Annotated in this window: 21 protein-coding genes and 1 pseudogene; 5 read left to right on the top strand and 17 right to left on the bottom strand. The window is 40.8% G+C overall.

What is annotated here, in order from left to right; genetic code table 11:
• Window positions 1-174 precede the first annotated feature (174 nt).
• The 13 genes from IE056_RS04065 to IE056_RS04015 all read right to left on the bottom strand — a co-directional run bounded on the left by IE056_RS04065 (window position 175) and on the right by IE056_RS04015 (window position 15,240).
• On the bottom strand, window positions 175-588 hold the full coding sequence (locus tag IE056_RS04065) for a DUF6691 family protein (protein WP_189603384.1): 414 nt from the start codon (window positions 586-588) through the stop codon (window positions 175-177).
• Window positions 589-591: 3 nt separating this feature from the next.
• Complete coding sequence (locus IE056_RS04060; protein ID WP_189603383.1) at window positions 592-1,149, bottom strand: YeeE/YedE family protein; 558 nt, start codon at window positions 1,147-1,149, stop codon at window positions 592-594.
• Between the two features lie 367 nt (window positions 1,150-1,516).
• On the bottom strand, window positions 1,517-4,765 hold the full coding sequence (locus IE056_RS04055; protein WP_189603382.1) for a cytochrome c biogenesis protein CcsA: 3,249 nt from the start codon (window positions 4,763-4,765) through the stop codon (window positions 1,517-1,519).
• Between the two features lie 55 nt (window positions 4,766-4,820).
• Entirely contained in the window at window positions 4,821-6,140 is a 1,320-nt protein-coding gene (locus IE056_RS04050; RefSeq protein WP_189603381.1) for an alginate export family protein, read from the bottom strand.
• A gap of 106 nt (window positions 6,141-6,246) precedes the next feature.
• Complete coding sequence (nrfA, locus tag IE056_RS04045) at window positions 6,247-7,743, bottom strand: ammonia-forming cytochrome c nitrite reductase (protein WP_189603380.1); 1,497 nt, start codon at window positions 7,741-7,743, stop codon at window positions 6,247-6,249.
• A 57-nt stretch (window positions 7,744-7,800) separates the two neighbouring features.
• A complete protein-coding gene (gene nrfH / locus IE056_RS04040; RefSeq protein ID WP_189603379.1) occupies window positions 7,801-8,451 on the bottom strand; it encodes a cytochrome c nitrite reductase small subunit in 651 nt (216 codons plus the stop codon).
• A 407-nt stretch (window positions 8,452-8,858) separates the two neighbouring features.
• Window positions 8,859-9,626 (bottom strand): OBAP family protein, encoded by a 768-nt coding sequence (locus IE056_RS04035; RefSeq protein ID WP_189603378.1) that lies wholly within the window; start codon window positions 9,624-9,626, stop codon window positions 8,859-8,861.
• A gap of 1,006 nt (window positions 9,627-10,632) precedes the next feature.
• The gene (locus IE056_RS04030) at window positions 10,633-10,791 is read right to left on the bottom strand and encodes a hypothetical protein (RefSeq protein WP_189603377.1); all 159 of its coding nucleotides are present in this window, start codon (window positions 10,789-10,791) and stop codon (window positions 10,633-10,635) included.
• A 282-nt stretch (window positions 10,792-11,073) separates the two neighbouring features.
• On the bottom strand, window positions 11,074-12,411 hold the full coding sequence (locus tag IE056_RS04025; RefSeq protein WP_189603376.1) for an MBL fold metallo-hydrolase: 1,338 nt from the start codon (window positions 12,409-12,411) through the stop codon (window positions 11,074-11,076).
• A gap of 290 nt (window positions 12,412-12,701) precedes the next feature.
• Window positions 12,702-13,013, bottom strand: a complete 312-nt coding sequence (locus tag IE056_RS18420; protein ID WP_229793644.1) for an MFS transporter — start codon at window positions 13,011-13,013, stop codon at window positions 12,702-12,704.
• Complete coding sequence (locus tag IE056_RS18415; RefSeq protein WP_229793643.1) at window positions 13,014-13,214, bottom strand: hypothetical protein; 201 nt, start codon at window positions 13,212-13,214, stop codon at window positions 13,014-13,016.
• A 21-nt stretch (window positions 13,215-13,235) separates the two neighbouring features.
• Window positions 13,236-13,643, bottom strand: a complete 408-nt coding sequence (locus IE056_RS18410; RefSeq protein WP_229793642.1) for an MFS transporter — start codon at window positions 13,641-13,643, stop codon at window positions 13,236-13,238.
• 586 nt (window positions 13,644-14,229) lie between these two features.
• A complete protein-coding gene (locus IE056_RS04015) occupies window positions 14,230-15,240 on the bottom strand; it encodes a hypothetical protein (protein ID WP_189603375.1) in 1,011 nt (336 codons plus the stop codon).
• Between the two features lie 167 nt (window positions 15,241-15,407).
• Here IE056_RS04015 and IE056_RS04010 point away from each other — a divergent pair, with 167 nt between their 5' ends.
• From IE056_RS04010 to IE056_RS03990, 5 genes are all read left to right on the top strand, one after another.
• Window positions 15,408-15,818, top strand: a complete 411-nt coding sequence (locus tag IE056_RS04010) for a hypothetical protein (protein WP_189603374.1) — start codon at window positions 15,408-15,410, stop codon at window positions 15,816-15,818.
• An 81-nt stretch (window positions 15,819-15,899) separates the two neighbouring features.
• Entirely contained in the window at window positions 15,900-16,349 is a 450-nt protein-coding gene (locus IE056_RS04005; protein WP_189603373.1) for a DoxX family protein, read from the top strand.
• Window positions 16,346-16,762, top strand: a complete 417-nt coding sequence (locus IE056_RS04000) for a DsrE family protein (protein WP_189603372.1) — start codon at window positions 16,346-16,348, stop codon at window positions 16,760-16,762. Before IE056_RS04005 ends, IE056_RS04000 begins: the two co-directional genes overlap by 4 nt.
• Before the next feature lie 12 nt (window positions 16,763-16,774).
• Window positions 16,775-17,194, top strand: coding sequence for a DsrE family protein (locus IE056_RS03995; RefSeq protein ID WP_189603371.1), 420 nt, complete (start codon window positions 16,775-16,777; stop codon window positions 17,192-17,194).
• 11 nt (window positions 17,195-17,205) lie between these two features.
• Window positions 17,206-18,861: a bifunctional metallophosphatase/5'-nucleotidase gene (locus IE056_RS03990; protein ID WP_189603370.1), complete on the top strand. Its 1,656-nt coding sequence runs from the start codon at window positions 17,206-17,208 to the stop codon at window positions 18,859-18,861.
• Between the two features lie 73 nt (window positions 18,862-18,934).
• On the opposite strand, the gene IE056_RS03985 is transcribed toward IE056_RS03990, so the two are convergent.
• From IE056_RS03985 to IE056_RS03970, 4 genes and pseudogenes are all read right to left on the bottom strand, one after another.
• The gene (locus IE056_RS03985; RefSeq protein WP_189603369.1) at window positions 18,935-19,312 is read right to left on the bottom strand and encodes a rhodanese-like domain-containing protein; all 378 of its coding nucleotides are present in this window, start codon (window positions 19,310-19,312) and stop codon (window positions 18,935-18,937) included.
• A gap of 165 nt (window positions 19,313-19,477) precedes the next feature.
• Window positions 19,478-20,257: pseudogene (locus IE056_RS03980) on the bottom strand (YeiH family protein).
• Between the two features lie 528 nt (window positions 20,258-20,785).
• Window positions 20,786-22,942 carry a protein-disulfide reductase DsbD family protein gene (locus tag IE056_RS03975; RefSeq protein ID WP_189603368.1) on the bottom strand — a complete coding sequence of 719 codons (2,157 nt, stop codon included), beginning with the start codon at window positions 22,940-22,942 and terminating at the stop codon, window positions 20,786-20,788.
• A 112-nt stretch (window positions 22,943-23,054) separates the two neighbouring features.
• Window positions 23,055-23,648, bottom strand: a complete 594-nt coding sequence (locus IE056_RS03970; RefSeq protein ID WP_189603367.1) for a TlpA family protein disulfide reductase — start codon at window positions 23,646-23,648, stop codon at window positions 23,055-23,057.
• Between the last annotated feature and the right edge of the window lie 9 nt (window positions 23,649-23,657).

Genomic DNA, 23,657 nt, shown 5'->3' with positions numbered 1-23,657 from the left:
AAAAGAAAGCGAGTAGTCTTTTTGAGTACGCTTCACATACCCTTTGTTTTCCTGAGGTTTCATACACTGTGAAATTTAGTGTATCGCTATTTTAGGACGGGACATACGTATTTCTGAAAGCTATTAGATATGATTATTATTTGCTCTCATTGTATTTACTAAAATCAGTTACTTCTAATGCGGCAATTTATCCCGTAGAAGTCCGTAGAGAAAAGTCCCTAATAAAGCTCCCAGCAAAACCACCAGAATGGAGACATATCCTGCTCCAATCAGTGTATATATGGGTCCGGGGCAGGAACCTGCCAGTGCCCAGCCTAATCCGAAGAGGATTCCGCCGTACATATACCGACTAAAACTTTTGTTTTTTAGTGTGAACTTTATGGGCTCCCCGTCTATGGATTTCAATCTGTACTTCTTAATAAGCCAGGTTCCCAGTACACCCAGGGTGAGGGCAGAACCCATTATACCATACATGTGAAAAGATTGAAACTGGAACATTTCATAAATGCGGAACCAGGATGCGGCCTCACTTTTAAACATTACAATTCCGAAGATGATTCCTATAATTAAAAATTTAAGATATTTCATATTTTAGAATATTAAAGGGAATAACAGGTGAACCATAACCAGTCCCCCAATAAAAAATCCGATTACTGCGATGAGCGAGGGCAGCTGTAAATTACTGAGCCCCGAGATCGCGTGGCCCGAAGTACATCCGCCGGCATATCTTGCACCAAAACCTATCAATAACCCACCAATCAATAATATGATCAGTGATTTAGGATCAGTCAGGGCATCAGTGGCAAAAAGTTCATTAGGCAAATATGCCCCGCCTGCACTTGCAAATCCAAAATTTTCCAAAGTTTCTACTGTATCGGGATTTATATGGACCGCAGTGTCATAGCTAAGAAAATTTGCAGCTATGAATCCGCCGATGATTGCGCCGGCAACGACAGTTAAATTCCAACGCTGACTCTTCCAATCAAAATTAAAAAAATCTGCTTTTTTTCCGGCTCCTCCAATCGTACACATGGTACGCAGGTTCGAGGACATTCCGAAAGTTTTCCCTCCAAACAGAAGTGAAAACATAATTCCTGCTATAAGGGGCCCGGCAACATACCAGGGCCAGGGTTCAAAAATCCATTCCATATTTCTCGTTTTTTTTAAGGCTGCAAAGAAACAAGGTTTTCAACAAAAGGAATGTAACAATTGTTACAAGACCAAAAAGCCATAGATCTGATTTCAATTTTCCGGAGTAAACCTGTTTTTAATGTATAGGGTTCGCTTTAAATGGAATTCCGAATATTAAATATGGAAATATTTATAAAACCCTGTCACTGAATTTTAAATGAATCGGAAAACTTTATAAAAAACGAATTACAAACACACATTTCTTCTGAAAAACAGCTTAACACGCTTCAGAATAAATAGAGGCTCTTTATATACTTGCTACTGTTTCAACAGCTCACTTAATTTAGAATGAAAAAACCTTCCCTGACAATATTTCTGGTAAAAATTAAACAGCCAGCAGGTCTTTCTTCTCAAGGCGAGACAATTTTTTGTACCTTACTATAGCCAATATTGTTATTACCAGCAATATTGCAACCATCCAGTACACCCATTCCGGAATAGGTACAGGATCTCCCGAGGCGTAGGAATGTAATCCTGACAGGTAATAATTCACTCCAAAAGAAGTCATAATAATAGCAGAAAAAGCCCATAAGCTGGAAATGTTCAGTACCAGCGAATTCTTGAGTTTCGGAATGAGCCTTAGGTGAAGTACAAATGCATACACCATAATGGAAATAAGCGCCCAGGTTTCTTTAGGATCCCATGCCCAGTAACGTCCCCAGCTTTCGTTTGCCCAAACACCTCCCAGAAATGTCCCTACTGCCAGCAGGAATAATCCTATGGTAATGGACATCTCGTTTACCATACTCAGTTCCTGCATACTTCGCCACCATTTTTTTGACGGATTCAGAGGTTTGAAGATCAGGAGTACCAGACTCAGTAATGCCAACAGCGCGGCAAGAGCCAGTGGTGCATAGCCGCTAACGATCACCGCTACATGGATCTTCAGCCAGTAGGAATGAAGCACCGGCATAAGGTTGGTGATCTCCGGATTCAGCCAGTCCAGAAAAGCTACAAATAATAAAGTTCCCGAGAAGAGGATCCCCAGCGGTACTGTAAAATGTGATTTTTTTCCGAAAAGAAGGCCAAACAAAAGAATACACCAGGCTACAAATACCAACATTTCGAATCCGTCACTCCAGGGAGCCCTGCCTGCGATATACCATCGAAGTGCCAGGTGAATGGTAAAAAGAGCCAGTCCCATCCATGCAAGCACGAGTCCTGTATTCCAGGAATACCTCAGCCATTTCGGCTGATTGAACAGCTTGATAATAGCAAGAACCAGCATTACTATACCAAGTAACCAGAACATCCCAAAAAGCCGGTTTCCAAGATTCATTTTGTTGTACAATATCTCTGTCTGAATCTTTTCATCTCCGGGATGTACCTCTTCCCCTGCCTTCTGCTGATATAACTGAATATAAGACAGTACCTCATCTGCTTCATTCCAGTTCCCTGAAGCGATCCCTTTTCCAATTGCTGACAGGTACAACGGAGTGATATTCTTTACAAAAAGTCCGTCCTCTTCGTCAAATCCCATGGTATGTTGATTTGCAGCAAACCATGTGTTGTTCTCATCCAGCCTGTTTGGAAAAAGTTTTAGAAAATCTCCTCTTAATATTGCATAGAAAATATTAAAACGTTCATCTACTTTTAAAAGTTCTTTATGAGCTTCGTTGCGTTCTGCCGGTTTCAACCTGTTTGCTTCCTCTACCAGATCCTGCAAAAGGTATCGTCCATCTGCATCGATAAGCTCCTGAAAACTAAGACTGCTCACCGGGGCATGATCTATAGCCTTAAAAATAGCATCTGCTTTTTTCTGATCTACTTTAATAAGAGGCAGCACGCTAAAACGGCCGGGATCCAGTTGCATGGCCAGAAGAAACTGTTCAGCAGTAAGGGTAAGGTCGCCTTCAGGCTGCTGAATAGTAATCGTAGATCTTCCGCTTAATTTTCGGGTTATTTCATTGGCTAAAGTATTCAGGGGCTTCATTCGGCCGTCGAGATCCTGCACTACCAGTCTTCCGTAGGCTTCGGCCTGCTCAAGAGGCACTACAGTCTCACGCACATCTGGCACCTGGTCATGTGCATATGCCTGCAGACCAAGAAATAAGCTTAAAAGCACTGCAAGAACAGTAAGTGCTGTAACTCTAGGATTAACAATACGTGGTTTAACTGAAACCGGTTCCTTTGGAAGCACTTCCTCTCTCCCACTTTTTTTGTTTTTAACCTTAGCTTTCCCCGATTCTTTTTTGTCCAGGGTTTTTAATCTTCTGTTTAAAATACTGAAGCGGCTGCCTTTTGCGAAAAGAGTAAAAAACATCCCTATGGTTAGTAATGTGTAAGACAGATAGGTAATATAAGTCCCCGGCCTGTCCTGACTTACAGACAGAACTGTTCCTTTTTCATCTGTATCATAAGAAGCCTGGTAAAAACGATAGCCTTTATAATCCAGCACGTTATTCATAAATACCCGGAATGGAAAATTAGCTTCATGGTCGATTACCTGAAGTTCACTTGCATAGCTCGAGGGACTCTGGCTCCCCGGATACCGCTCCAGCTCAAAAGCACGTAATTGCAGTGCAAAAGGTAGAACCTCCTCACGAGGTCCATACGCCAGCGAATATTTTTGTCCCTCTGCATAAAACAAGTGTTTTTGCGGATCACGACTTACAAGTGGAGAAAAAGTGTTCAGTAGTTCATTACCGGCTTCATCGGTTACTCTTAATTTTACAACATCAGGTAATTCTTCAGCTATTTCAGGATCTTCTTCTGCGTGATATATCAATTGCTTTCCTTCATAAATACCTTTGATCATAAAGGCAGCACTATCGGACTGATAAAGACTCCGCATTTGCAGCGGTAGGGTTTCTCCTGCTTTGATGATCCCCATGCTTTGCGTGGTCATTTCCACTACGTGCATATTTTTGTCACTGTAAATCATCCACAGGCTATCCTGTTTAAATATTTGTATATTTCCGGATTCCTTTCGGGAGGTAGTAAGTTTTAGTTTTCCTACCGGTAAATCGCCTCCTTGAGAAATAAGATAATCTTCCCGCTCCTTTCCGGAAGCAAGCGCAACGTCTATCAACGTATCGTTCCCCTCCACGAATTCCTTATGAGCCCCTTTGATAAATTCTTCTACAGATACTTGAAATTTCCTGTCACCTACATCTGCCAATAGAGTTTGTGGTTCAAATTTATACGTACTCAGCTCCAGCGATTTCTCAAATCGGGAATTCGGACTGTCTTCATCAATTCCATTGATTTGAAGAAAGCTTCCTGCGGAATAAAAGGAATTTTTCACCTCACCCTCACGGATGTGGATCACACCTTCTTTCCCAAAATACCGTGTAACTCCTGCTCCCAGTATCATTATTACAAAAGCAATATGAAAAACACCTAAAGGCCATCTTTTCCTGGTGAAAAGTTTGTACTTTTCTATGTGCGCAATAAAATTCACGGCCAGCCAAATCATTAGAACTTCAAACCACCATGCTTCATATACTGCCTCTCTTGCTACAGCAGTACCATAATCGTTTTCCACAAAAGTTGCTACTCCCATGGCAGCTGCAAATGCGATGATGAGCAAAAAAGAAACTTTTGTCGAAAGCAGAAACTTCATTATTTTCATAACAATCTGATTTTACACATGAATAAATAAAGGATTCAGGCGCTTTGCTACCCTTTTAGAAAAGCAATCCTATAAAACGATTTTTCATTGTAGGCCTGTAGATCAACATTACATATCCCCAATTCTGAACATCTGCAGGGTTTTGTACATTGTGCAGATATTCCAGGGTGTCACCGGCAAAAACCTGACTATAACCGGCCTGTAAAGAAACAGCACCGTTCAGGATATATCCCAGTGCGAGATCTGTTTCATAGCCCAGGTGCTTGTCCAGAGCGTTTCCATTCCTGTACACATCTGCATAACTTCGGAAATAATGCCCGTTCAGGGAAGCAAACAATTTCGGATTTACATCATACCGTATTCTCAAAAATATATCCTGAAGCCCTACTGAATTCTCATGACGTCCTCCCACATAAAACAAATCCATATAACCGTTATGGGCGTGGTTGGTTCCATAAAGAGGAGAAAAAGAATTGTTTTCTCCGGTGAGATTATTGGTATCGGTACCGCTAAGGATCTCTATACCCGCAGTAAGTCTGAGGCTGTTTCCCTGTACGCTGTCCATCGGAATTAAATGGGATACCTGTGCACTGGCATCAAAAGCCTGAAGATCCCTGCCGACAACATCCTCACCAAACTGGTAATAATAAAATCCGGATAAGCTTGTGTTTCCCAACTCATATTTCAGGGTTGGCAACCCGAGGGTTTGCCTGTACCTGACTCCCTCCTCAAGGATTTGTCCGGTAGCATCTGTATCTGCGAATTGTAATCCATTATTCCAGAAAAGGGCAGAAAACTGAAAATTAGTCATTCTGTTTTCATAGCGTACAAATTGGGCAGCCTTGTATTGGTTAGGAATTGTATACAAAGTACCGCTAAGGCTTTGGTCATTTTGATTGTAACCTGCACCGGCGTGAAGTTTCATAGCTCCCTTTTCATACTTCAACAGGGCAAAATCATGTGCCCTTCCCTGCAGGGCCCAGTCAAGGTTACCCAAAAACCTGAAGTTATCATAATTCAACTCCTGACGGCCAAGTTTAACGGTGAGATTATCGAATAACTGAGTTTCTGCCCAGGCTTCGTGTACCGACAAGTAGTTATCGCTTAATTTTACTTGCGGAGTATTTCCCCAGGTACGAACATCCTGAATACTCACATAAAACTTAAAACTTTCAATCTCGTACTGAGCATTAAGCCTTGCACGCTGAGCAATGAATTTAGCTGCTTCATCTCCTTCTTCGAAAAGCCTCCCATAGCCATGTCTATATTCTGCTCTTTGAACGATCTGCCCGTCCAGGTTAAATTGAGCATGTGCTACATTTGAAAAAAGGCTTACTACAGCTATTGCAAAGCTGATTCTAAAAAATCTGGTCATTCTATAATTATTGAAAAGGTTTCATTGATTACCGGAGACTCAAGTTTTTCTTTAAACTCCGGAAATGTCGTTTTTGCCTAAGCTATTTAATTTTATAATTTCAGTTCTAGTTATTTCTCACACTGGTAACCGGCAGATTCGCTGCTTCCCGCTCTCTACCCTCTTTTAGCCAACGTGGAACCACCTCTTCAAGAAATCGTTTTTTATTCTCAACTTCTGCAGGCATATCAAGTCCAATATATTCCTGCAAAACTTCTTTATTGTTAAGGTCTGGTAATTCTACCGGCTCATTGTGTCCAAGATCTGCCAACACACGGGCCAATTTAATACGAGCTTCCTGGATCTTACCGGTTCCGGAAGAAACTATTCGGCTGGTTTCCAAAGGTGCGTGAAATGCGGCTCCATGAGAGGCCACAGAAAAATCCCACCGCCATTGTGCATGTCTTATATTTAAAAGGATATCTGCCATTTGCTCTTCGGTAGCACCAAGATCCCAGGCTTTTTTGGCTTCAATGTGAGCCTTGGCAATTTGTTTTTGCAAATATCCGGTACCTTCCTTGATCTTGCGCTGGCGCTCATATACATCTGTAATAAGATCATCTTTGCTTTCCCTGTGACATACAAAACAGGAGCTTTCCACATTTGCGAGGGGAGAACCTATATGGTGGTCGGTAAATTTTTGTCCTCCTTCAGTTTTATACGGCATATGGCAATCGGCACAGGAAACTCCTCTTTTCGCATGTACGCCCATGGAAAATATCTCGTAATCTGGATGTTGTGCTTTCAGCATTTTTGTTTTGCTTAATGGGTGAACCCAGTCTGCAAAATCCACGTTATCATAGTATTCTTCCATAGCTTCTACGGTGAGCCCATCTTCCCAGGGAAATTTTAAATAAGCTGCGCCTTCTTTTCCGGGGAGATTCTTATCAAAATAATACTCCACGTGACATTGCGCACAAACCAGGGACCTCATTTCCTGGTGAGAGGCATCATCAACATTTTTTCCCATTGCCTCAAAAGCCTCTACCAACGCAGGTCGGGTGATCGTAAGGTTCATAGTTTTTGGATCATGGCAATCTGCACAACCTATAGGGTTAATGATCTCGCTACCGAAATCTGAAAACTTCTCACTGTAAAATTCCGTTACGCCTATTTCATCCATAAGCCTCGGCACATCGGTACTTTTACAAGTCCAGCAGGTACTTGGCATAGGTCCTTCTCCTTCCTTCCAGGGAGAACCTACGCGCGCAGTCGAGACAATATCGGTAATGGCATGAGAGTGGCCCCGGGGCTGGTTATAATCTTTACTGAATGCATATCCTGCCCATAAAATAACCAGCTCGGGCTGGTCATCCAGCACATCTGCAAATCCGCTGGTACTATAGAGACCTCTAAATGTAGTATCAGCAGTTTTTCTGTAGGATTGGTACTGTCTTGGGTAGTTAAGCCCCCAAACAGAATCTCTTGGTTCTATTCCTTCTATCTCCACCTGGGGCTGGTAAGCAAAACGGGCTTCTGCCTTACGATCTATGATGGAATTGGCAAGGAGTGCAAGCAGAAACACAGCTATGACGGTCAATAAAAAAATTATCCAGTTTTTCATAATTCTAAAGGTTATGGTCAAAAATCAAATTTGTATTCAACAGTATCATTGGTTAGTCTATTTTCGGGTTAAAGAATCTTCTGTCGCTGCCATTTCATCTATATAAGATTGTAGCCAGGATGGAATAATATTCCGGTCTTCAGGAGTATGTAAAGGAATTGGTTCAATCTGGTAACCTACAGAAGAAAGGCTTTTGGTCCTGCCGTGGGGGACTTCCCGGTGACATTCCCAGCAGGTACGATCTGTCCGATGGAACTCGTGATTCTCTACCGTAGCCATCAGTTTATCATCTACCACCCTCATGTCATGGCAGCGAATACAGTTATTCTGAATCACTTCTACGGAAGGCGGACGTGCCTTGATCACTTCCGGTTCTGCCCGAAGCGTAAATATAGTGGCGTGGTATAATCCGTCCTTTGCTTTAAAATAATACTGATTAAAAACATTGTCCTGCGGAACGTGACAATCATTACAACTTGCAACTTCCCTGTGCGAACTTTTGTTCCAGGTAATGTACTGCGGAGTCATTACATGACAGTTAACACAGGCTTTGGAATCATCTGAAAGATAAGCAGCCGCATTGCTAAGCTTGAGGACATAAAATCCCAGTCCTACAAAGGCTCCTACCGTTACTGTTGCAACCAGGCGCCATTTTCTGGGAGGTAAGAGGCGCCGGAGCCAGGATTTATTTTTGGATTGGTTGGCCATATTCCCGGTTATTTATTCTGTCAAAAATAAATATGAAAGGGAATGAAAACCATGACATTAATCAGTTTTAGAAAGTAATTCTCTTCCTGATCCTTTCAGAAAAAGGAAGGTCTGCTCATGTTACAGATTGGCTATAGCCTTTCGAAGTTCCGAATTTTTATTCATTTCTAACAAAGATAATTTGTATATGCAGGATTCTCCACTCGCTCTCATTTAAATAAAAATTAAAAATTTTTAGTAATTTTTATGATAAATAGATAATGGATATGATTAAAAAACATTTATTTGATGACATTTTAACCAGGAAATCTTAGCACTCTCTCCTCTTTGTGAAAAATATTAAAAAGGTAATTCGAAAAGTCTGGAGCTTTATAATTCTCCTAACTGTGCATATATACATATATATATTAATGCACTGTATCCCTTTCATTTTTACTCTCCACTCCCGGAATTAAATTTGTGGGACCGGGGAAATCATCTTTAATAGCATCCACACCCTCCTGCGGATTTGCTTTAGAGACTAATTCTTTTCGCTGTTCGCGTTTTTCATTTGGATCAATATCCATTGCTTCATTGCGTTTTCTCACCAGTTCGGGATCTGCTTCCCCATCCCGGTTAAAGGACCAGGCTAACATGGGGTCTCCAAAGGGAAGTTCATCTCCTTTATCTGTACTCCAGGTATGCCAGGTTTTTCCGTAGCTGTTCATTTTGCTGTCCAGCAATTCTATTTCGGCTACATCGGGTAAACCGGGAGCAACTAATTGCCCAGAGAGGATCTCATAATTATGCGGGTGCCAGTATTGTTTTTCTTCTTCGGGTAAGGTCTCGAACAATCTTTCAGAAATGATATATTCTATCCCGGTAAGTTTGGCATCTTCAGTATTTCCATCAAAAAGGGCACATTGTGCAAAATCTTCATTTACCTGGGTGCAAAAGTGATGGGCCTCCATTTGGTGTCCGGGATCTTCTTTCATGGGGTGGAACCCTACCAAATAAACTTCCATGGGATCAAGAGGAGCTTTAGTTTGGATTAGATTAGATCCTGTTTCCAGCACATTAGTTTTTGTGCTTTCATCTCTTCCCGGTACTTCGTTGTCAGATTTTCTGTCTTCCCCACAGGAGGTGAACAATACTGCACTAACAAGTACAACTACAAGGTGGTCAATTAATTTCATTACTTAAGATTTCATTGTCTTTAAATTTACACAGGATTAGCTGTTTATAAAAAATAATTTAATGGCATTAAGGAAAGCTTAACCCAATTTTAGGAATGAATACAGAGAGTGGATACCTTTCAAATTAAGAAAATCTTCTAGATCATTTACTAATTCTGTTTTAAAAGCTTAGAAGATATTTTCCTAAATCCTTAAATTGAAAAGGATTAAAAAATAGGTTATTATGGAAGAGCAACAACAGCAACATGAAGAAAGGGTTCGCAGTTCCTCGTCAACTTAAAAGAACCGGAAAATAGACCGGGAGATAATTGAAAACATAAGGAAATTTGAAAATAAAAGTACAGCAGAAATAGAGAAGAGGATCGAAGCTCTGGAAAAAGAGTGGGGCATTTAGCGATTGCTGGAAACCAATATGTCAACCCTTGCTTTAATTGGAATCGCTCTAACTATCCTTGTACATGAAAACTGGACCGTTCTTCCCATAGTCGTATTGTTATTCTTTTTGCAGCACGCATTACAGGGTTAGTGTCCTCCCTTACCAATTTTTAGGGCTATGGGAAAAAAACCAGGGCTGAACTGGATCGGGAGAAATATGCTTTAAAAGTATTAAAAGCGGATTTTGACGGGCTATCCAAACCGGGAGATCCTGAGAATGCTGAAAAAATATTTATAGGGACAACTAAAAACTGATCAAGGAAATACTTTAAGAGCTAAGAATATTTTTATTTAATAACATTCACATTGAATTTACAAGTACAGCAATTATCTTAAACAGGGGCCTACAGAGTATTTCTTACACTATAGGCATATGCTAACTCCTTACCATATAGGCTTTTGATATTCCCTCCGGCCGACAAAACACATGATTCTGCTTAAGGCGTGAGTTACAATAAGAAATATTATTAATTCCCATGTAAGAAATAGGTTCTAGAGCAGATTCCTCCATTGCCCAATGAACGAAATCTTTTATGGTAGAAAAATCCTGACGTTCTTTAGCCGTTTCCAGCTAGTCAAGAGCAAATTGTTTTTCAAAAAGTAACAGAAGTTCAATAAAATCAAAATCAGAGGTAACTATTGTTTCAAAGTCCTCATTCAGGGTGATCTTAAATCCTGCCCAGGCAGACAAACATTTCAGGTGTTTATTGGTAAAAATTGTTCTTAGCATATTGATTTATTTTGAATTACACAGAAGAAAATTTATTAAAGGGAGAAATAAAAGGATTTCGATATCAAATACATATATAGCATCCAAATAAAAAACTCCTTTTAGGATTCAAAAAGAGGCTGTCTACAAAGCCCTTTTTCACGTCAACCTGTCCCGAAGCTTCAGGAGTTTCAGGTTCTATTTTATTCTGTAAATCAGAATAATAAGGTCCTGAAATAAATTCAGAATGACGTCTTAAAGCTTTTTAGGCAGCCTCCTATTAATCAACTAATTCTTAGACAATTATTTAAAATCCTGAATTGCTTCACTAAGATCAAAAACCTTTTGATCTTTAAATTTATCCTCCAGGATACTGCTTCCGGCCGCAGAGCGATATCCACCGGCACAGTGCACTACAAATGGCTTATCCTTCGGAAGCTCATCTGTGCGATCCCGTAATTCATTCAATGGAATTCCTATGGCATTATCAAAGATCTTACCTTCTGCCAGCTCACTTTCATTTCTAATATCAACAATGGTGTAATTCTCTTTGTTGCTTTTGAAGTTTTCAAGATCAAAGTCATCAGATTTTCCTGAAACTTCCTCACTTAACGTGACCACTCCTTTCATTTGTTTTTCATAACCAATTTTGGCTGTTCTTTCCAGTAGCTCATCAATGTCTTCTACAGAGTTTACCGCCAGGTAGAAAGGCTCATTTGGTTTAATGATTGCTCCTAGCCAGGTTTCATATTTGTCACCTTCAGTTCGCGACATGATATTGATACTGTTAGGAAGATGTCCTTTTTTAAAAGCATCCCCATCTCTTACATCCACTACGTTTATCCCTGTCTCTACTTCATTGGCAGCTATTCTGACAGGCACACGATATTTTTCCTGCTGTACGTTCCCGGCACCATTACGATTAAGATCCACATTGAAGCCGAAGTAAGAAGGGATAAACGGCTGATCTTTAAGGATCTCTTCCACAAATTCCTCTACAGTCTGATCTTTAAACGCCCAGTTCCCCATACGCTCATCTCCTAAGGTGCTTGAGGGAGAGGCACTCATATTCTTACCACATAAAGACCCTGCACCATGCGCCGGATAAACCAGGGCCTCATCGGGCAGATCATTAAATTTGGTCTGCATGGTGTGATACATTGCTTTTGCAAGCTCCACACGCTTTGCAGTCATATTCCCTGCTTTTTCACGAAGGTCTGGCCGACCTACATTACCTATAAAAAGGGTGTCTCCAGTGAATAATGCTATTTTCCCCTCTTCTTCGGCCACAAAAGTTAAACTGTCTGGTGAATGTCCCGGGGTATGTAACGGACGAATATTAATTTTACCTATTTTCACGTTCTGTCCTTCATCAAAAGGCTCATGCGGATAATTCACTCCTACCTTTTCGCTTATATAAATAGTGGCACCGGTTTCCTTATGGATCTGTAAATGTCCGCTCACGAAATCGGCATGAGGATGGGTTTCAAATACAGCCACTATTTTGACATTATGTTCTTCTGCAAATTTATAATACTGCTTTGGGTTTCTACTGGGATCAACTAAAGCCATTTCGCCCTCACTAACAATAGCATAAGAATAATGAGCTAATGGTTCGTCTTTGAATTGTTCTATTTTCATTTTTGTTTAATTTACGTTTAATTCAATTTTAGAAATGGTTTTACAACCCTTTCAATGTTTTTATTGATACAAAAGTACTTTCATAAAGCACATTTCGCAGTAACATTTGTTACAAAGTGAGGATAGTTCCCATACAAAACCTGCTCAAAATTACCGCATTTTGATGAATCTGTCCGCCTGTTTCCACTACTTTGTCCAGCTACAGATTTTTTTTGGCCAAAAAAGTAACTTCATACAGGTAAATTTTTAAAAGCGTTTTTAGAACTGCACTCATATTTTCTGAGACGTATTCATCCGGAAAAAATTATTCCCGAAGAAAACAGTGTGATGATTCCCACCATCATAATAGCAGCTTCAATATTTATTAAATCTGAAATTATTCCGGTAAGGATTGCACCAACTGCATATCCCAGATCCCTCCAAAGCCTGAAGATCCCAATACTTTCGGCTCTGTCCCTGGGGTGGGTGTATTCCGCAATCGTCGCAAGAAATGTGGGGTAAGCCATTGCTGTACCCCAACCCAGTAATGCCATCAGACTTACAAAATGTACCATAGTTTCTGCCCAAACCAGGGTGATCAACACCAGGGCCTGCAGTAACATTCACGAGAATAGCAGGTATTTTTTAGAAAATTTATCAGCCATTCTTCCTGTAAATAATTGACCAACTCCCCAGATAGCCGGATAAACAGCCACTACCATACCAATTTGCTCCAGACTAAAATTTTTTACTGCCAGCAGGATTGGAAATAGTCCCCAGGCCATCCCATCGTCCAGGTTATTAATAAGCCCTGCCTGAGTCACAGATCCAAGGTTCCTGTCCTTCTACGTGGTATCCCAAAAAATATTTTTCAGAAGAGAGACTGCACTACTGTCTTCTTCTTTCCTGGCATGGCCGCGGGTATCTCTAATAAAGAAGATGCTCATAAATAACCCCAGTAACATTAAAAGGATCCCCAGGTAAAAAGGGTATGGTCTTAGACCATATTCTGCTGCGATCCACCCTGTAAGGAAGGCAACCACAGCAACAGCAAGGTATCCTGCAAATTCATTGAGACCCATCGCTAATCCGCGTTGCTTTTCACCTACCAGGTCGATCTTCATCACCACCGTACTGGACCATGCAAGCCCCTGATTGATTCCCAGCAGTACATTGGCAGCGATGAGCCAGTTCCAGCTTTCGGCATACATAAGAATAAATGGAATGGGGATAGCAAAGATCCAACCTGACACCAGAAGTTTCTTTCGACCGAATTTATTTGCCAGTGCTCCAGCATAATGGCTTTTACAATACCAAAAACAACAATAAAGGAAAGAATAGCAGAAGTGGCTGCCATTCCGAATTCCTTTTCGGCTATCTCCGGCAGAATGCTCCGTTCCAGTCCCACCATTCCACCTACAAAAGCATTCACGAGTACCAGGAGGGTGAACTGTTTCCAGTTTTCTTTTAATCCGAGTTGTATATCCTTTGGTTCAATCATTTGTGAAGCTTAAAAATATTTATAGAAACCATAGCTCGGAGACCTTTTAGATGTCATTAATTCCTTAAAAATAGAAGTTCGTGACAAAACTGAACTGGTTAAAATTACTTTTGTTAAAGATTTTCTCTGCCTCAACTACGTTTTGATTTTCCCTATAAACCCAAAGAAAATCAAATTTAAGGCCTTCTAAAAATCCTTTTAAGGAGTATGTTAAGCGGGTATTGGCCTGAAACGTTTCATCAATGTTATATTTATTCAATGTAGTTTGCCCTGCCTCCACACCGGTAAGCCTCTGCAAATCAACAGAAACATTTAAACCTGAACCGGGGAGTGTAAATTCACTTTTGAACGTAAACATCAACCCCACCCAATCCTTCAAGCCGTGACCGGGAAATAGAGGTAAATAACCGGTCTCTTCCCAATTCCTTTGGAAACAAAAAACGCCCTTTATCAAAGGCATGGGTGTAAGCAAAGGCAAACCTGAACATCTTATTACCCCAGCCCAGCTGTGAACTTATAACTTGTCCGTGCTCTTCGGGCTGTATATACCTGTTCTCATAAGGAAGTCCTTCAGAAAACTGCAGAGGCGTCTGGTAAACCACCTGCAGGCCCAGGTTAAAGTTCAGTAAGCTGTAGCCTGCTTCCGTCCAGATTGTATTGTGTAACTTATCTATATACATATCGTACAATGCTATCCTGAAATTCCTGTGAAGGTATTTGTAAGAGATGATACCAATACCTTTTGATGGATATAAGCCATGATAAGCTGCTTTTTCTCCATTTGGTTGATACCCATTATTAAAAAGTCCTATTCCCTCCTCAAGATCATACCAATCTGTTGTAGCACGAGGAGCCACACCGTCCAGCCAACCTACATTAAATGTGTGGCGTGGATGAAAATTAAAATGTCCCCAGAATCCTTTATGGGAAAAGGGCATCATCCGGCCATCGCTTTGGTTTAGCAATGGAGTGTATTCAGGCTTCAGTCTGCCCAAAGAGAGATAGGATTCTTTAAACTTATACCTTAAAAAGAGCTCATCCAACCTGTCCAGATTGCTATAGTTTCCTTTCTGAAACACATCGTATAACTCATACTCCCATTTTGCAGTAAGACCTGTGCTTTCATCTTTCACATTTAGATTGCTTCCAAGAGTCTGGTAGGTAAAAATGCTTTTTACACCTATCTCAAAACCCTTGTAATTACCGGTTATGATACTAATTGCACCCCCGGTTGCATTGGTATAATAATCTTTAAGAACTCCGTGATTATTAGTAGTTAAATAGAAGTTCCGCACATGCCCATGAACATATGCGTCTTTAGAGATGACTTTCACCCTGTACTTATTCACAGTACTTTCTTCTATAAAATCCTGAGAAAATGTTGTAAAATGAAATAGGAAGAAAATTAGGAATATCAGGATCGTTTTTATTTTCAGGTAATAAGTTTGGTTGCAAAAGTGACTAAAACCCTGTCGATATTCAGTAACTTAAGTTACGAACGGAAAATTATTTCCAGTTGTGTAACATAAGTCACAAAGCCATTAAAAAGCATTTTTTATATTTGGCGATCTTTATGAATGTGAAACCTTACATAGCGGTCTTTTTTGCCTTCCTTTTCTTTGGGAAATTTCTGGTGATGGATTCAAAGATCCTGGTGGCCATATTGGATGCCAATGAAATAGCCTATGTAAATCCCTTATGTAAAAAACAGCATACCAAAAACGCGGAGACTGACCATAAATCCTTTTCTCAGGATTCAGACAGATTAAATATCACCATAGATTCTTTTTGCAACACTCCCTTTCAGTTTGAAATATATAACTGGGAACAAAAGATAATTCCTGAAGAATCAAGGGAATACGCATATCATACTCCACCGCTGCCTGAATCTGTTCAGGAAAGATTTTACCCTCCCCCTAAGGTTTAGGTTGTATTCTTACATACCCAGACTTTATACAATTCTTTTTACGGAACCTTTGAGGTTCTAAATACCCTTAATTTACATATTATGACGACTAATATATCTGTCAGCCGTCGTTCTATTCAGGTGTTGAGAGTAATGCTTAGCGGGATATTCCTTATCGCCAGCTCTAACCACCTCATGAACGTCGAACAAACAGCAAAACGCATTGATGCGGCTAGTTTAAAGGAATTTGCCTACCTCCTTGGAGATCCTGAATTGATGGTGATCCTTTCCGGTATTGCAATGCTTATAGCAGGTATTGCACTTCTAATAGGATTCCAGACCAGATGGGCTGCAGTGATCCTGCTTGCAGTACTTATACCTATTACAATAACGGTACAGATAGGACAGGTGCACACCCTGGGGCCATTATTTAAAAATGTAGCCATCATGGGCGGACTCCTCTTTTTTATTATGAATGATTTTAGCAGGAAAACAGTAACAGAAACAAACCCGCCTCAATCCGAATTGAGCCTCAAAAACAAAGAATTATGAAAAAATATTTTTTAAGCAGTATCGTACTCCTTTTAACCTTATTCGCCAGTCCTGTAAATGCACAGGAACAACATGAACAGGAAAATTACGTGGTCCTCACCAAGAAGATCCCTCAGCTAGAACCTATCTTTTTAACTGCCGAAACCTTAGCTGAAGAAGACAAGAAAAACTTCGGAAAATTCGAGGTGATCATTTGCGGACAAACCGTAAAGGAGCTTACCGATAAAGATAGGATGCAGAAATATATCAATAAAGCAAAAGAACACAATGTTGAGCTTGTTGCCTGTGGATTCTCTCTGAATAAATTCGGAGTGGACCGAAAAGATATTTCCCCGGAATTTCGCATTGTCGAGAACGGGATCCTATACAATCTTCAGCTGCAAAAGAAAGGCTACACCAGCATTTCACTTTAAAAACAAGAGATTATGAAAAGATCAATAGGAATTTTATTAGTGCTTATTATGCTGGGAATTACCGGCAATGCACAAAATGATCCGCAGGGAGATTTGAACAATTACGTGGTGTCAACCACCAAGATTCCGCAACTACAGCCAATCATCCTTACGGCCGAAGCTTTGAGGGAAGAGGACGGGGCAAAATATGGTGATTTTCAAATAGTAATGTACGGGTCTAATGTCATGGAACTTACAGACAAAGAAAAGATGGAAGCTTATACCAGCAAGGCGAAAGCTGCAGGAGTCAGTATCTCTGTTTGTAAGATTTCCCTGGACAGGCAGGGGATAGATCAATCCGTACTGCACGAGTTCATACAGGTGGTGGATCACGCTTATACGCACCTTATACAGCTACAGAAAAATAAAAATTATTACAGCTTACAATTATAAAAAAAACGTTTATGAAATTCAATTTGAAAACATCCTTATGGATCCTGGCAGTTTTGGGAATTGTAAGTTTTACATCCTGTAACCAGGTAACAGGAGGGAATTCAGATAATAGAGAAACAGCAAAAGATACTCTGAGCATCACCGTGTTGCAAACAGCAGATATCCACGGGCAACTTGATCCGCACCCCGAATTGTTCTGGGAAAACGAGCAGATCGTGTTCAAGGAAAGGGGTGGTTTGGCCAATATAAAAACCCTTTTTAATGAAGAGCGTCAAAAAAATCCCGGTCGTACAGTGATCGTTGACGGAGGAGATCTCATTCAGGGTAGCGGTTATGCCGCACTTTCTGAAGGACGAATTTTCCCGGAGATCATCAGTAACATGGGTTATGATGTGATCATCCCTGGTAACTGGGAAGTGGTTTACGGAAAAGACAGAATGATGGATATAATGACTAATTACAATACTCCTGTGATCGCCCAGAATATGTTTCATGAAGAAGATGGAAAAGAACTTTTTCCTCCCTACTGGACAAAGGAAATAGAAGGAGTGAAAATCGGTTTTATAGGAATCAATGATCCAGATGTGCCGGTGCGCCAAAATCCTATTTTTAGTCAAGGAATGACTTTTAGCGGGATTGAGGATGAAGTGAAAGAGCTTATTTCCACCGTTAAAAAAGAGGAAGAAGTAGATGTGCTTTTCCTGGTAACTCATATGGGAGTGTTTAAACAAGTGGATCTTGCTAACCAGGAAATGTCAAAAGATGTGGATTACATCCTCGGGAATGATACGCACGAGCGGGTACGGGAGCTTATCCAGGGGAAATATGCCAAGGTAAGTGAACCTGGGGCTTTTGGTTCTTTCGTCGGAAAACTAACATTGCATTTTGTAGATGGAAAATTGGTGGGAGATGAGTACGAACTTATGGACGTGAATCCCGAAGTTTACCCCGCAGATCCTGAGCTTCAGCAGTTGGTTGATAAAGCCAAGGAGCCTTATGAAGATCACCTGGAAACTATGGTAGGACATACAGCTACGCCTATTTACAGATACCTTAATGTGGAAAATCCAATGGACAATATGATCACCGATGCCGCGAGATGGAAAACCGGAGCCGATATCTCCATTTCTAACGGATTTAGATTTGGAAATCCCATAGTTCCCGAAAACGGCGAACCTGCACCCATCACCCGAGCAAATCTTTGGAATTTGCTTCCCGTAAATGAGAAAGTAAAGACCGGAAAAGTAACCGGCCAACAGGTGAAAGACTGGTTGGAGCGGGAAATGCACAATGTATTTGCACAGGTTCCTACTGAAAGGTTTGGCGGATGGCTGGTAAGATTCTCCGGAATGGAAGTTGATTTCAACAGTCAGGGTAACAAAGGAGAACGCGTCAAATCCATAACGATCAAAGGAGAAGAAATGCAGATGGATGAATACTATACCATCTCTGCCTGTGTACGACCCGGTGATCCTATTGATAATCTATGTCGTATCCCTGATGTGGAAGATGTAGAGGTTAAGGATTACACCATTCACGATGTGGTCGAAGAATATCTCCAGAAGAATTCACCGGTTTCTCCAAAGCTGGACGGCCGTGCTTACTGTGAATATCTTGGAGAGTATTCTTTCTCAACCGTCCCGGGAACTGAATATTTATTTCAGTAAAATTACCGGCTTTTTTAAAACAAAAAACCTGCAGCTTTCGCTGCAGGTTTTTCTTTTTTTTTAGGATTAAAAATTAGTCTTCCCAGTTCAAAATGCCGCCTTCAAAATCGTAAATCTCTTTGAATCCCATTCCCTTAAGTTGCTTTGCTGCTTTTGCACTTCGGGCGCCGCTTCGGCAGTAGATATAAACAGGTTTTTGTTTGTCAAATTGTAGCATTTGTGCTTCAAAATCGGCGTCAAAGAAGTTTATATTTTTTGCGCCTTCAATATTTCCCTGCGTAAATTCTTTCGGTGTACGTATATCTATCAAAATCAATTCTTCTTCCGCTGCCATTGCGGTTCTGGCTTCTTCTGGAGAAATAACTTTTACACCTTCTGTTTCTTGCGCTTCACAACCTATTGTAGTGGCGATAAACAATGCTATAACTGGTAATAATTTGATGATTTTCATTTAACAGTATTTAGAAGTTATTGATGATGATCATGAGTGAAAAGATCGAAACCACAACCCACATACCGGTGGCGTAAAAAATTGATTTTACGCCGACTTTTTTTATCTGCGGAAGCGAAATCCCTGAACCGATTAAAAATAAAGTGGTAACCAGTAATTGTCGTGCTATGCCTGAAATTGGTTGGTATAAAAATCCTCCCTGCGGAAAACACTGGCAATGAGGATTGCTACAATAAAAAACAGAATAAATAACGGTATTTTCACACCAGACACATTTGTTTTCTTATTAAAAAAATAGGAGATAATGAGCGTGAGCGGGATAATCCACAGCGCCCGACTTAATTTTACCGTGGTGGCAATTTCTAAAGCTTCGGCACCAAAAGCCTGTGCCGCTCCAACAACCGAACTCGTATCATGAATTGCAATCGCCGACCATAAACCGAACTGGTACTATGTTAGTTCCAGAAGGTTTCCTATAAACGGAAAAATGAGCAATGAAATCGAGTTCAGGATAAAAACCACACCAATCGCGATGCTTATCTGTTCACTTCTTGCTTTTACAATTGGAGAAACCGAAGCTATTGCGCTTCCACCGCAAATGGCAGTTCCAGAAGAAATTAAAAGTGCCGTGATTTTATCAATTTTAAGGAATTTATTAAACAAAAACCCTAATCCAAATACCAGTGCGATGGTGGCAACCGTTATAAAAAAGGCGTCTTTACTCAACTCAAAAGCATCTATGCTATTAAGTCCAAAACCCAGTCCCACGATGGAAATCTGAAGCAGTATTTTAGAAATTTTAGCCGATTGCTTCGGAAAAGGATTTTTCAAAATAAGCGAAAAAAATACCCCAATCACCAATGCGATAGGCGCATTGATAAACGGCAAAAGCGTGAGCAGTGCCAGGGTAATGTATAGGATTTTGTTAAAGCTATGGTTTAGCATTAAAGTTGATTTGTGGCAAAAATATTGGGATTAAAAAGGTTTTGGTGTAACATAAGTTACCGTACTTTTTCAGAAAGAAAAATTTAATAATTCGCGGTGGTATTTCTCGAATTCATCATTGTGATAATCAGCCATTCCCGCTTGTGTGAGGACTGAAATGCCAAAACATCAAAGAAGATAATTTTCCTTCAAAATCTTTTAGGTTATTTGTTTTCTATCAAAATTTATTTATTCCAATTTCAAACGTCTATCAAATTATTTTTTTCGGTGGTTTGTATCACATCCGGTTTAATTAAATCCGTAGCTAAAATGCCACGCTGCATAAATCTAAAATTCCGGGCTGGAAATATGGGGGAAATCTATATTTATCAGGAGTAGACTCGGCTTTCACAGAACAATAATTCATTTTTGATAGCCTGGAGAAGCATTCATTTCTGACATACTCTCATCTACTGTTTAAAATAAAAAATCAGATAAAAAATAACAGGGATCGCAACCCCTGTTATTTTTGCACCAAACGAGACAGTTCTAATTTAAATCAACACCACTCTCTAAAATCGTTGAAATTTCAGATACCTGTTCTGAATCCGATTCGGACCGATAAAAGTTCTCTTTCCCCTGGTCCAGGAAGGAAATAAATGCTGCTACATCAAGATCATATCCTTTGGGTGCTGCAAGCAGTTCCCCTTCCTCTCCAAGCAGCGTATAATACGGTTGTGCATTGGCATTAAGCTTCTGGATCATAAAGTCCATATTCTGTGCCCCTATTGTTTTTTTGAGCTTTCCGTCATAGGAAGAAGTATACCATTTTTCCTTTGGCAATTCTGTTTTCTCGTCAACATACAGGGCAACCACTACATAGTCATTTTTAAGCCTTCTTAGAACTTGCGGATCACTCCAGACGTTCGCCTCCATTTCGCGGCAGTTTACGCAGCCATGACCTGTGAAATCGATAAACAAGGGTTTATTTTGTTCCCTGGCGCAGGCAACAGCCTGTTCATAGTCAAAAAATCCTTGTATTCCATGAGGTAATTCAAGGAACTCACTGTACAAGGGTGTTCCGCAGGAGTTGGAACTACTTTCAGGCTCAAGACCAACAGAAGCCGTTACCATATTAAAATCCTGCGATCCCATAGGCGGTAAATAGCCTGAAAGTGCTTTTAATGGCGCACCGAACAGACCCGGAATGAGGTACACCACAAAACTGAACACCAGAATTGCTGACATGAGCCGCGGAACGGAAATACTCTCTATCTTCTTTTCGTGAGGAAACACAAGCTTTCCGAGCAGATAAAAACCTAAAAGAGCAAATATCACGACCCAGATTGCAAGGTAAATGTCCCTGTCAAGGATATTCCAGTGGTACACTTGGTCCACTATACTCAGGAATTTCAAGGCAAGTGCCAGTTCAAGAAATCCAAGTAGCACCTTTACTGTATTCAACCAGCCCCCACTCTTGGGCAGCGAACTAAGCCAATCGGGGAAAAAGGCAAACAGCGTAAAGGGGATGGCAAAAGCCAGGGAGAATCCTAGCATTCCTATAAGAGGCATAATGGCTTCACCACTGGCTGCCTGCAGCAGGATAGTTCCTGCAATAGGACCGGTGCAACTAAAGCTTACCAGCACCAGGGTAAAGGCCATAAAGAATATTCCAGCCAGACCTCCCCTATCGGCTTGTTTGTCTACCCGGTTCACCAGTTTATTAGGCAGCCTGATTTCAAACATCCCGAAGAAAGAAAGCGCAAACAGCAGGAATATAGCGAAGAACAGCAGATTTGGCAGCCAATGGGTGGCGAGGAAATTTGCGAATCCGGCGCCGAACAGCACTGCAAACAAGGTCCCGACAATGGTGTAAATGACAATAATAAATAGCCCGTACAGCAGCGCATTAATCTTTCCTTTTTTACCTCCCGAACCCTTTGTGAAAAAGGTAACGGTCATGGGTATCATTGGAAAAACACAGGGCGTCAGCAAAGCTGCAAGACCGGCTCCAAAGGAAATGAAAAAGAAGGTCAGTAATCCGGTCCAGGTCTGTTCATCCTCATCAGATTCCCTGTTAAAGGAATTCTGAAAAGGTTTCAGGCTTTTCTCAACACCTTCCCCTGCAGCAGTGGTTTCATGCCCCTTTACTCCTGTAGTTTCCCGGGATGAGAGTATATCTGTAATTCCGGAACTTCCTGTCTCAGCTTCTTCCGTATCTGCAGGAATGGAGTTTCCCATAGCATCAAAGGCAAAATCTGTATCAAAAGGAATGCACTTTCCGCTGACATCCGAACAGATCTGGAAGAATATACTTCCCCTGAATTCGGGAGCATCCTTCTTTATAAGCACTTCCTGAGAGAAGTTGGCCGTATCGGTAAAATAGGTGTATTCTCCCTCCCAGATCTCATTATATTTTTTCTTTTGCCCTACCGGCAGGATCTCTCCAAGAAGTTCATATGCTTTACTCTCTTCAAAAGTGAATTCTGTAAGGAGAGGACCTAGATCAGGATCAAAATCACTGGAATACATATACCAGTCATCGGGAATTTCTGCTTCAAAATGAATGGTCACCCTTTCCCCGGGCTCAGGATCAGGATTACTAAGGCTGATCTCCCATTGAGGGGCTTCCATCATTTGCCCAACAGCAGAAGATGTTCCAAACAACAGAAGCACTAAGAAAAATAGAGAATTGGATAATTTCATAGACAAAAAAGATATTTGCCGGAATTTATAATCCCGTAGCAGTAAACTGAAAGAATTTTATTGAAAAAGCTAAAGGAGAGCAGGAAGGAAACAAGTTCTTCCTGCCTTTAACCTAGTATTGCTCTTTAAGGAATTTCTTGAAGTCTTTGGTGTTGTAATCTCCCATTCCCATATGTGTCAGTACGAGATTTCCGTTCGAATCGATCACGTAAGTGGTAGGAATGCTTTGAGAGTTATACATCTGGGGAATGGCTCCGTTGGGCCTGTAAACCTCGAAATCATAGCCTTTCTTTTCGTTAAAGTCTATAGCTTTCTGAAAATCCTGGTCCAGGGACAACATGATAAAAGCAACTTTACCTTTATCCACATCCTGGTAAAGCTTATTAATCCCGGGCATTTCGGCAACACAAGGGGGACACCAGGTAGCCCATAGGTTCATAAAGATTACTTTCCCTCTTAATTCCTCCATAGCTACTTTCTCACCTTCTGAATTGATAAGGCTCATGGAAAAATCTGCCTGGGAATCAGTGTCGTTGACCGCAAGATCTGCACTCTTGTCAAGATCGGGATTCATTAATCCTGTTGCAAGTATGCCCCGCTGAAGAAATCCAAGCACTTCTGTATGCAAACCTGTTACATAAAGTCCGCCGAAAACGGCAAACATAATTCCGTATTCTATTAAACTTTTTTTAGTCTTTTTTTTCATAGTATGCTT

It is taken from the genome of Salinimicrobium marinum (genome assembly GCF_014651535.1).
Lineage (GTDB): Bacteria > Bacteroidota > Bacteroidia > Flavobacteriales > Flavobacteriaceae > Salinimicrobium > Salinimicrobium marinum.
Note: the sequence above shows the minus strand (reverse complement) of the source record. Positions and strands in the feature narration are given on the sequence as shown.

Coding starts and splice junctions, on each gene's coding strand:
- IE056_RS04065 (WP_189603384.1), bottom strand. CDS start 588: ATGAAATATCTTAAATTTTTAATTATAGGAATCATCTTCGGAATTGTA.
- nrfH (WP_189603379.1), bottom strand. CDS start 8,451: ATGGCCAACCAATCCAAAAATAAATCCTGGCTCCGGCGCCTCTTACCT.
- IE056_RS04000 (WP_189603372.1), top strand. CDS start 16,346: ATGAAAAAATATTTTTTAAGCAGTATCGTACTCCTTTTAACCTTATTC.
- IE056_RS04055 (WP_189603382.1), bottom strand. CDS start 4,765: ATGAAAATAATGAAGTTTCTGCTTTCGACAAAAGTTTCTTTTTTGCTC.
- IE056_RS03985 (WP_189603369.1), bottom strand. CDS start 19,312: ATGAAAATCATCAAATTATTACCAGTTATAGCATTGTTTATCGCCACT.
- nrfA (WP_189603380.1), bottom strand. CDS start 7,743: ATGAAAAACTGGATAATTTTTTTATTGACCGTCATAGCTGTGTTTCTG.
- IE056_RS04005 (WP_189603373.1), top strand. CDS start 15,900: ATGACGACTAATATATCTGTCAGCCGTCGTTCTATTCAGGTGTTGAGA.
- IE056_RS04050 (WP_189603381.1), bottom strand. CDS start 6,140: ATGACCAGATTTTTTAGAATCAGCTTTGCAATAGCTGTAGTAAGCCTT.
- IE056_RS04025 (WP_189603376.1), bottom strand. CDS start 12,411: ATGAAAATAGAACAATTCAAAGACGAACCATTAGCTCATTATTCTTAT.
- IE056_RS04060 (WP_189603383.1), bottom strand. CDS start 1,149: ATGGAATGGATTTTTGAACCCTGGCCCTGGTATGTTGCCGGGCCCCTT.
- IE056_RS04030 (WP_189603377.1), bottom strand. CDS start 10,791: ATGCTAAGAACAATTTTTACCAATAAACACCTGAAATGTTTGTCTGCC.
- IE056_RS03975 (WP_189603368.1), bottom strand. CDS start 22,942: ATGAAATTATCCAATTCTCTATTTTTCTTAGTGCTTCTGTTGTTTGGA.
- IE056_RS03995 (WP_189603371.1), top strand. CDS start 16,775: ATGAAAAGATCAATAGGAATTTTATTAGTGCTTATTATGCTGGGAATT.
- IE056_RS03970 (WP_189603367.1), bottom strand. CDS start 23,648: ATGAAAAAAAAGACTAAAAAAAGTTTAATAGAATACGGAATTATGTTT.
- IE056_RS18420 (WP_229793644.1), bottom strand. CDS start 13,013: ATGTTACTGCAGGCCCTGGTGTTGATCACCCTGGTTTGGGCAGAAACT.
- IE056_RS03990 (WP_189603370.1), top strand. CDS start 17,206: ATGAAATTCAATTTGAAAACATCCTTATGGATCCTGGCAGTTTTGGGA.
- IE056_RS04035 (WP_189603378.1), bottom strand. CDS start 9,626: ATGAAATTAATTGACCACCTTGTAGTTGTACTTGTTAGTGCAGTATTG.